This is a genomic window from Mesorhizobium sp. M1A.F.Ca.IN.020.04.1.1 (assembly GCF_003997315.1).
Classification (GTDB): Bacteria; Pseudomonadota; Alphaproteobacteria; order Rhizobiales; family Rhizobiaceae; genus Mesorhizobium.
The window spans coordinates 1-8,303 of sequence record NZ_RZSN01000218.1 but is presented as its reverse complement, the minus strand read 5'-3'; the positions used below and the strand labels follow the sequence as shown (position 1 = coordinate 8,303).

Below are 8,303 nucleotides of genomic sequence, written 5' to 3'. Positions count from 1 at the left end.
GATCCGAACCGGCCCGAAGACCGAGCGTCGGGTAACCAGCGCAAGGCTGAAGGATGCCGGAGTGCTCTATCGGAAGGTCGAACGGCGACCGGCCGGCGAACTGGCATACCAAGCTGTTTCAGAGCTGTGGTCGCGGCCGGGGCTGCCGCCCGGTGCCGCCAGCTTGATCGAAGACGCCGTCGCGGCCTGGACGCGTGGCGTGTCCCACATCGGAATCCGGAAAGGGGACGGGCGAACGCTTGCAAACGTGATCGACCTCGCCATCGCAGTACGCGGTCGCATGTCGGGCGATCCGCAGGGGGAGCAGGACTTCCGGACATTCTCGCGGCTGACGGTCGGCGACAGTAAGGCGCTGGAGAAGAATGTCCGGCAAGTCGTCGCGGCAATGACGAAGATCTTCGCAGACATGGAGGAGCAGTCTGGTCTCGATCCTGAGGAACTGCTTGCCAGCTCCGGTATCAAGCGTTTGCCGCAACCAATCCTGCTGCATGGTGACGTATCGCTGGACGGGCGGCCCTTTCCGACGATGCCTTATGTCGGAGTTCCCACCGACTGCGCCGGCGGGATCTGTCTCCTGACGAAGCCTGACTACGTCCTGACGATCGAGAATTTCACGTCATTCGTGCGGCACATCCGAGAGGTCGCGCGATCCGAGCGGGCTCTCGTCATCTATTCCGGTGGCTTTCCCTCGCGACCGACGCTCGCGACGATCACAAGGCTGGCGGCCCAGGCGCAGGCGCCGACGTTTCACTGGGGAGATATGGACGCTGGAGGCCTCCGCATATTCCAGCATCTCGAAAGACATCTTGCCGGCGTCGATGTTTCGCTGCGCCCCCATATGATGGACACTGAACTACTCCATCGCTTCGGAAGACCTGCGCCGGGCGTGGCCTGCCCTGTCGGCGACATGCACGCAAGCGCGATCGCCGGCTTGGCCGACCTCCTTGCCGCGAGCGGTCTCGTGCACGAGCAGGAGGAGTTGGATCCCAGGAGCCCAATCACCGGGACTCTTGCCGCAGTGGAGTAGAAACCGCCGATGACGTTAGCTTGGCTGTCGCGGTCGGCGATCTTCTTCTCGACCCGGTCTATGGCGGACCTGAGCATGCGACGCGTCTCGGTGGAAAATCCACCGAGACGCTTTGCCTGAAGATGCCAGGCTGCCGCCCGGATCAGAAGTTCACGCCTGACACCCTTCGGTGGTGAGCACCTGTATATCTTCTCCCATTGGGCTGCGAGCTCCTCGCGGGAGAGGTCGCCCAAGGCGGCGACCTCTGCTTCGATGTCGAGTTTGGCGCGCATGAGCATCAACCGCCATTCGCGCCATCATCGATGCGATAGCGGCGAACCCCGTCCTTGCCGACATCGCTGACCAAGTTGAGGCCAAGCTTCTTCTTGACGACCGCCGACAAGAAGCCTCGCACCGAGTGCGCCTGCCAACCGGTGGCCTCCATAAGCGTTTCGATCGTGGCGCCCTTAGCCAGGCGGAGCTTCTTTAGCATAGTCCGACTTGCTCTGCTTGATCTCGGTGCGGGCCGCAGCCTTCGGTGGCTTTGCCGGTGCCGGCTCTGCACCGCCCTCTGCTTCACGAGCTTTCTTTTTGGCCGACTTCGACTTCCTCGCCGGCTTGGCCGCGGAAGGCGGTGCATCCCAGATGTGCTCATGCGGCTCCGGCGGGATCTGAAGTTTCTCGTTGTCCGATTCAGTGCCGTGATCGGTGCCTAGCGTCGCCATGGTCGTTCTCCCCAGTTCTAGGCGTCGGCCAATCCGGCGCCTGTACTGACTTGAGCCCGTCTGGCGGGCTGGAGAGACCTTGGCCTTGGCGGATACGAAACCGCCGCGTTGTTACCCACAGCAATGCTTGCGTGCGCAACGAAGTCCAGCGGAATGTGCGTCGATGGGTAGCTGTTTCAGAGATGCCAAGGCATCTAAAATAGCCGGGCTCTATTATACTCGCGTCTCGAATGTTCGGAATGCGCCTCTTGTCGGTCATTGAGCCAAATTTTGTCTCCGCCCGGAAGCGGACATCGCGGGTGACCATACTGCAAGTCGTAGATCATACGCAGTGCTCTGAGGAGCTGGCCGTCGGCCAGATCTTTTGCAGACGGGAGACGGTTACAGTTTCTCAGCCGCCGACGTCCCTTAGGTCGCTGCCGCCGCCGACCTCCTTGGGGCGCTGAAGGACGGGCGGCTTGTTCAAACTAGGCGGTTCCGTTCTGCGAGTTCCCGAGCCCGCCTTAGAGTGCCGTCGGTGTCGGCGATCCTGCGTCTTGCTGCTTCGTCGGTTCTGATGGTCAGCCGAGCCGACAGAATCCTGGATGACTTCGCGACCGCCACGATCACGGGGGGCGGGGCATCCGGTGTTTTCATGGTTCTCATGGGCCTTATCCTTTCAAATGAATAACTACAGGAGGGAGTCGGCGATTGCGCCACATGACCGGGCAGGAGCGCTGAAATGCGATATCGGCCTTGCCGCTCAATCAGGATTCCCAGCCGGCCTCTTCCCGCCGCTTGGCGTCCTGAATGTTCAATTCGCCAACGACCTTTTCCGCCCGACGCGTCTTGATGCCGATCATCACCTTTTTCTCAAACTCGGCAGGTTGGCCGGTGAAGATGTCGACAACGGTCCAACTGTTCTGCTTGTCCATCCGAAGCGCGTAGCGCTTTGCCATACTGGCATCCTTCTTGTTTCCGCTTCGACGAAGGCCGAGCGCCGTCAGGCTTTTATGATGATAAAAACCGAGACCAGCACAGCGACAATCCAGAGCGCGACACACACCTTCAAGGCGAGAGGTCCATATGAAGGGAGCGCCAACGCATAGGCGTCCCCACTGTCGCGTTCGCGCTAGTGCATCCCGTCGCGACAGCGAGCGGCGCCGTTGTGCCAAGCTTGCCGAAAGCGCGATGCGGTTCGCCCTTGGCCGAGACCCTGGACGTACGCAAAACGCCAGGCCTCACGGTTGGCGCGGCTGTCGGGCGAGCCTGCTTTGACGGCAACTTTTTTCTTACGGCGGGACGGGTGCGCATACCCTTCTATACACCTCTTGCCACGCGATAGATAGGAGAACCAAAATTATTCACCCAGGCCGCCAAATTTATCTGTCTCAATAATTGCAAGGCATGCAAAATATCGCGTGCATCAGAAAAGTTCTCCCGATTTTTTGACCCCCGGTGTTCGAATTTTATTTAACCAATAAAAATAAAACGCCATTACCGTCTTGTTTGAAGCGCAATTGCGGCGCATATATAAAATTCGTTGATTTGGTCGAGGTGGCTTTCGTGATCATGAAGCCTCGCCATCCGCTTCCGAATTTTCGACAGCGAATGCATGCGCCGTTCCAGGCGCGGCATCTCGCTTCGCTCGAACGCTGCAATGATATCGGGACTGACCACGGATGTACTGGCAGTACCGGATATCGTTCCAGCGGTTCGGCTGTAATCGAAGCGGAAGAGCGCATGCGCGTGTTTCCGCAGAAAGCCGCAAATGGCCACTCGCACCACGCAGACCGTCGTTCGCTTCAACTCGGCGTTCGCGCTGCCGGGTCTCGATGCGCAGCAGCCGCCCGGAGACTATCGCGTTGATCTCGACGAGGAGCCTCTCGAAGGGGCTTCTCGCACCGCATGGCGCCGCGTGGCAACTTTCATTCACCTGCCGGCGATCTCCACAAAGGGATCCACGTAGCAAATGGTGCCGATCGAACCGGCTTCGCTCGAGGCCGCGCTCGACAAGGACCGGAGGCAATCATGACGACCCTCATGCAACGCAACGCACAAGCGATCCAGCACGGAGCCCCGGCACATCTTTTTGACATCGGACAGGCGGTCCGGCTGAAGAGTGGTCCTGGAACTGGCCCGAAGACCGGTGAAATCTACCATGTCACCCGTACCCTGCCGCCAAGGCCGCAATATCGCATCCGCAGTGACGCTGAACCGCATGAGCGCGTGGTGACGGAGGACAGGCTCGAACCGGCCGACACGGTGTCGGACGGCGGCCTAATGCTCATCGAAAGGACATTCGGACATGGCCAAGGGACAGAAACGCTCGAACAGAGAGATCAGGAAGCCGAAGCAGGAAAAGCTTCCGCTGAAGCCTGAGAGCGCGTTCGGCCAAATCAAAGGCGCGAGCGGCATCCACACCCAAAGCAAGAGCAAGGGCTGACGGCAGGATGTTTGCGCGCGACGGGCTCGGATGAAGGTCGTAATGGAATTCTATCGCACGCGCGTTGCCGACGACGCGCACGCCGTCGTCGGCCGTGAGACCGTAGAGGCGGCCGACCTCGACGCGGCGATTGAGATCGCGCTGCTTCTGGCAAGGACGCTGAACATGCCGCAGTGGCCAGATGCGGTCGCAATTGCCGACGCCGACGGGACGACGATCTACTCCGGCGTCGTTCCCGCGCAGGCGGGGACAGACAAAGGGCCGCCACCATGAACGCGAGCAACCAGCGCACCGATGCCGCTCGCGAACCCTCGGCTCGTCCAGGCGAGGAAAATGCAGCCGGCGCGCAGGCATGCGCCTTTAGGGACCGCCAATATGGCCGCCGGGTCGAACCCGATCGTTCCTGGACGGTTTATCACGTCTTCACCGGCATCCCGGCATATGTGGACGGCGCCTTCATGATCGGGCTCAGCCGTTCGGAAGCGACCAAAAGCATGCTGTTGCTCAACCTTCGCAACAACGAGCGCCGCAAGGCGAGGACCGCCGCGCGGTCATTCACCGCCGGCGCTCCCGAAACACCGGCAGGCCAGTCATGACGCTCGCCTTCCCGAACCCGAGCCGAAGCTTCGATGAAGCACGCAATGCCGTCTGCTTCATCGGCTATGACGGCATGTTTCAAGTCCGTTTCTTCATCGAGGCCGAGGCGCTGGCCAAATCCGGCGTTGCCCTGGGCGAAAACGGAAGCGCCGAGAAGGCCTGTCTTTCGGCATTTGACGCGTTGCGGCCCTCCATCCAGGACCTCGCCGGGAAAGTTTATGCCCGCAACCGCCGCGATTCCTATACTTTGACCGCCGCGGATTTCCGGTAGCAGCGTCCGGTGCGATCAAAGCGGGTAAACAATACGCCCCTGCCACGCTCGTCTTTGCATGCAATCGGGCGTAGGGTGCACGATGGCAGCCAAGATTCCGGTTCCGTGGTTGTCTATGGCCGGTCCGATCGGCTTCACTCTCATTGAGCCTGTCGCACAGGCATCCGATTTCCTGTTTGACCATTGGCCTGGAAACGACAGCCTAGCTTGGAGGGACGCGATGAAGTGCTGCGCCGGAGATGCTGCTGCCGAGGACGCGATTGTCGCATTTCTCACCGCGCTTGAGGCTGCGGGCCATTTTTGCCTAGGGAGACTACCATACCTGCATACGGAGAGTTCGAATGGCGATGAAGCCAAACTATCAATACGAGCGGAGTCAACGAGACAAGGCCAAGGCGGCCAAGAAAGAAGCTAAGCTTGCGGGTAAAGCTGCGAAGGAGAATCCTTCATCCAAAGAGCAGAAAGAAGCGCGAGAGCCCGCTGCTGACGAAAGCTGAGGCATGGCGATGACAAAGCGCGAGACGGATACCTTCGAAATCGACGTGGAGTGTCCCCGTTGCCATTATCAGGCAAAGACCCTCGTCGGCTGGATTCGTACTCACACCCAGATGGAATGCTCCAACTGCGGCGACATCATTGACATTGAGAGCAAAAACTTCAGGTCGCATGAACAGCGCTAGGGAAGCTCTATGATACCGTCCGAGCTGCGGTCGCCGCGCCTTGCCGTCCTGATCGATGCCGACAATGCGTCGGCCAAGATCGCCGATGGGCTGTTCGAGGAGATCGCCAAGATTGGCGAGGCCAGCGTGCGTCGCATCTACGGCGATTTTTCAAGCTCGCGCTCGAAAGCGTGGGCCGACGTTCTTTCGAAGCACGCAATCATACCCCAGCAGCAGTTCGCCTACACCACAGGCAAGAACGCCTCGGACATCACGCTCGTCATCGACGCGATGGACCTCCTCCATAGCGGTCGGTTTGACGGTTTCTGCCTGGTTTCCTCCGACAGTGATTTTACCCGGCTGGCCGCCCGCATCCGCGAGCAGGGCATCGACGTCTTCGGCTTCGGCGAACAGAAAACGCCCGAGAGTTTCCGACAGGCATGCAGGCGATTTGTCTATACCGAGAATCTGCTTCCGTCTGCGCCGGGCAACGAACCTGAGGCGGTATCGAGCGTGAAGCCATTGCAACCGCCCTCAGCGGCCGTGCCGATCATTCGGAAGATCATCGCGCAGATGGAAAGCGAGGATGGCTGGGTTCCGCTCGGTGCGGTCGGCACGCAGCTTGCCAATCTGGCCTCGGACTTCGATCCCCGCACCTTTGGTTTTCGCAAGCTGAGCGATCTCGTCCGCAAGACGAACGCGTTCGAAATCGACCGCCCGGAGGGCGGAACGTTGCGCATCAGAATCAAACCGCAGGCAGCGCGGAGGGGAGGGCGGAAGACGTGACCGGTACGGCGCAGCTATCCGAGTCCTTGCAGGTTGGCTATTTATCGACCGCCTGGCTTTTCCATGCTCGCCCGGTCCTGTTCGGTGCGCAGCTGGTCGAGCAGATCGATCAAGGCTTCGCCTTCGGGCGAGCCAGGCCCGCGGGCCATGAACGTCTCGACGTCAACCTCGGAGGGTTGACCGCCCGAGGCCCGGTTTGGCTCATGCCTCACGAAAATCTCATCGCGCTCGCCGACCTTAACGACCAGCCAGCGGTCGCCGTTGGAACTTGTGTAGAATGCCCGTGACGGGTTTGACATGGCGGACCTCCTTTGACCTGTCTGCAAACGGCATCACGCTGGTCGTCTATTCATGTCGGTTGGCCAGGTAACTACCCTCGGCGTGCGGATAGATATATCCCGCGTGTCCCTCGGCAAGCCCGCTCCGTTATTGCCCCACCAGGATACCAGCCTCGCGCGCAGCCAAAGCGAACGCCCGCCGAACGCTCGATATGGGCTTTTTGTCCGCGCTGGCATCGTGGCAAGCCTGGAGCGCGGCGCGATGTGACGGTCCACGCTTGCCCGGCCACTTCCGAAGCAGAAATGACGAGCATTCGTAAACGTCAGTGATGATCGTCTCGGCGCCTTGAGCACTGGCCCGAACAGTCACCGGCTGAGTGAATTTGGGATTTTGCATCGCTGTCCTTAGGGCATCGACGCCTGGATAGCGAGGCAATTCCACGTTCCGCCCCAATTCGCGCGGGACCTCCCAGTTCGCCGTCAAGCCGTTTTGTTGACGCGAGGTGTTTCTCCTGGTCGAGGATCTGCTGAGCAGCTTATGCGTCTTATCGTGCTCGAGCTCCTGCGCCCATTCCCCAAAGAGCCGGCCGGGCAATGTCATGGGTGCTCAACCGCCTGGCAGGCCGCCAGCAAGCCGGCCTTGAGAGCATGAGGCCGCCGACTTCCAAGCCAGGCCCTTCGATGAAGTGCATTTCCAAGTCTTCTTGCCGGTCGACTTGAACACCTGTTCGATTTTCCTGAGGTGACCCTTCCTTTCCTTAAGGTGGTCCTCCGCGGGGGAATTGGCATGGAGAAAGAGCGGACGCAACGATTGGTTCTGTTCAACGCCTGGCGACTATCCGCCACTCGCGGTGATGTCCCATCCAGGTCGGATGGTGGATTACGCAATCAGCTGCCGAGTGTCATTCCAGAACCGCCTCGCCAGTTGGAAGCTCGTCCGTGAAGAATTATTTCCGGCCGCGCCTTGTTTAGAAGACAGAGTGGACCTATGTTGCAAATATCGATCTTGTCTGTCGAACTTTGTTTCTGACGCGATACGCGTCTTCGGCGATCTTCTCCTCTCAAAATCGATCTGAACTGTTTGCCGTGTGTCTTGCACGGCAGGCAATTTTCTATGGATGATTGAAAGGAAATCGCCATGAATACGGGAACCGTTAAGTTCTTCAACGCGACCAAAGGCTTCGGCTTCATCGAGCAGGGTGGCGGCCAGCCGGACGTCTTCGTCCACATCTCCGCTGTCGAGCGGGCGGGTATGCGCTCACTTGTCGAGGGCCAGAAACTCAGCTTCGATCTCGTGAAGGACAACCGCAACGGCAAACTCGCAGCCGAGAACCTGCAAGCCGCATAAATTGTTGCGCGGGCCGTTGACCACGGATGTACTGGCATTGGCCACAGAGCGCAGACGAGAGAGGTCGGGCAAGCCCGACCTTCAGACTGCTGACAAACCCCTGGCGTTTGCCGGGGGTTTTTGATTCACTGGGTCATGTTGAAGCGACCCGCCCCTGAACAGACCGCGCTTGAGATGGTGACGTTGGATCAGCTGGTTCCGGCCGATC

Annotated in this window: 14 protein-coding genes and 1 pseudogene; 10 read left to right on the top strand and 5 right to left on the bottom strand. The window is 59.9% G+C overall.

Annotated elements, in window-relative coordinates; translation table 11 throughout:
• The coding region (locus tag EOA49_RS28315; protein ID WP_127243485.1) for a Wadjet anti-phage system protein JetD domain-containing protein at positions 1–1,027 on the top strand (1,027 nt) is incomplete at its 5' end.
• A 277-nt stretch (positions 1,028–1,304) separates the two neighbouring features.
• Here the strand turns inward: EOA49_RS28315 and EOA49_RS33785 are convergent.
• The 3 genes from EOA49_RS33785 to EOA49_RS28295 form a co-directional block, all read right to left on the bottom strand.
• A complete protein-coding gene (locus EOA49_RS33785) occupies positions 1,305–1,499 on the bottom strand; it encodes a DUF3489 domain-containing protein (RefSeq protein WP_245460823.1) in 195 nt (64 codons plus the stop codon).
• Positions 1,474–1,731, bottom strand: a complete 258-nt coding sequence (locus tag EOA49_RS33780; RefSeq protein WP_245460822.1) for a hypothetical protein — start codon at positions 1,729–1,731, stop codon at positions 1,474–1,476. The genes EOA49_RS33785 and EOA49_RS33780 overlap by 26 nt, the downstream gene beginning before the upstream one ends.
• A 746-nt stretch (positions 1,732–2,477) precedes the next feature.
• The gene (locus tag EOA49_RS28295; RefSeq protein WP_127240878.1) at positions 2,478–2,669 is read right to left on the bottom strand and encodes a hypothetical protein; all 192 of its coding nucleotides are present in this window, start codon (positions 2,667–2,669) and stop codon (positions 2,478–2,480) included.
• An 812-nt stretch (positions 2,670–3,481) separates the two neighbouring features.
• Here EOA49_RS28295 and EOA49_RS28290 point away from each other — a divergent pair.
• From EOA49_RS28290 to EOA49_RS28260, 8 genes and pseudogenes are all read left to right on the top strand, one after another.
• Positions 3,482–3,745, top strand: a pseudogene (locus tag EOA49_RS28290) (hypothetical protein).
• On the top strand, positions 3,742–4,092 hold the full coding sequence (locus tag EOA49_RS28285; RefSeq protein ID WP_127241693.1) for a hypothetical protein: 351 nt from the start codon (positions 3,742–3,744) through the stop codon (positions 4,090–4,092). Before EOA49_RS28290 ends, EOA49_RS28285 begins: the two are co-directional and overlap by 4 nt.
• A 94-nt stretch (positions 4,093–4,186) precedes the next feature.
• Positions 4,187–4,429, top strand: coding sequence for a hypothetical protein (locus EOA49_RS28280; RefSeq protein WP_127215467.1), 243 nt, complete (start codon positions 4,187–4,189; stop codon positions 4,427–4,429).
• Positions 4,426–4,752 (top strand): hypothetical protein, encoded by a 327-nt coding sequence (locus EOA49_RS28275; RefSeq protein ID WP_127215468.1) that lies wholly within the window; start codon positions 4,426–4,428, stop codon positions 4,750–4,752. The genes EOA49_RS28280 and EOA49_RS28275 overlap by 4 nt, the downstream gene beginning before the upstream one ends.
• Complete coding sequence (locus EOA49_RS28270) at positions 4,749–5,024, top strand: DUF1488 domain-containing protein (RefSeq protein WP_127241692.1); 276 nt, start codon at positions 4,749–4,751, stop codon at positions 5,022–5,024. Before EOA49_RS28275 ends, EOA49_RS28270 begins: the two co-directional genes overlap by 4 nt.
• Positions 5,025–5,082: 58 nt before the next feature.
• Positions 5,083–5,439 carry a DUF982 domain-containing protein gene (locus EOA49_RS28265; protein ID WP_348626901.1) on the top strand — a complete coding sequence of 119 codons (357 nt, stop codon included), beginning with the start codon at positions 5,083–5,085 and terminating at the stop codon, positions 5,437–5,439.
• Positions 5,366–5,521 carry a hypothetical protein gene (locus EOA49_RS32875; RefSeq protein WP_164746936.1) on the top strand — a complete coding sequence of 52 codons (156 nt, stop codon included), beginning with the start codon at positions 5,366–5,368 and terminating at the stop codon, positions 5,519–5,521. Before EOA49_RS28265 ends, EOA49_RS32875 begins: the two co-directional genes overlap by 74 nt.
• Before the next feature lie 195 nt (positions 5,522–5,716).
• A complete protein-coding gene (locus EOA49_RS28260) occupies positions 5,717–6,469 on the top strand; it encodes an NYN domain-containing protein (RefSeq protein WP_066999207.1) in 753 nt (250 codons plus the stop codon).
• Between the two features lie 41 nt (positions 6,470–6,510).
• Here EOA49_RS28260 and EOA49_RS28255 read toward each other — a convergent pair whose 3' ends face one another.
• Positions 6,511–6,768: a hypothetical protein gene (locus EOA49_RS28255; protein ID WP_127215470.1), complete on the bottom strand. Its 258-nt coding sequence runs from the start codon at positions 6,766–6,768 to the stop codon at positions 6,511–6,513.
• A 127-nt stretch (positions 6,769–6,895) separates the two neighbouring features.
• Complete coding sequence (locus EOA49_RS33775; RefSeq protein WP_245457057.1) at positions 6,896–7,348, bottom strand: DUF982 domain-containing protein; 453 nt, start codon at positions 7,346–7,348, stop codon at positions 6,896–6,898.
• Positions 7,349–7,885: 537 nt separating this feature from the next.
• Here EOA49_RS33775 and EOA49_RS28245 point away from each other — a divergent pair.
• Entirely contained in the window at positions 7,886–8,095 is a 210-nt protein-coding gene (locus EOA49_RS28245) for a cold-shock protein (RefSeq protein ID WP_095825918.1), read from the top strand.
• The last annotated feature ends 208 nt before the right edge of the window (positions 8,096–8,303 follow it).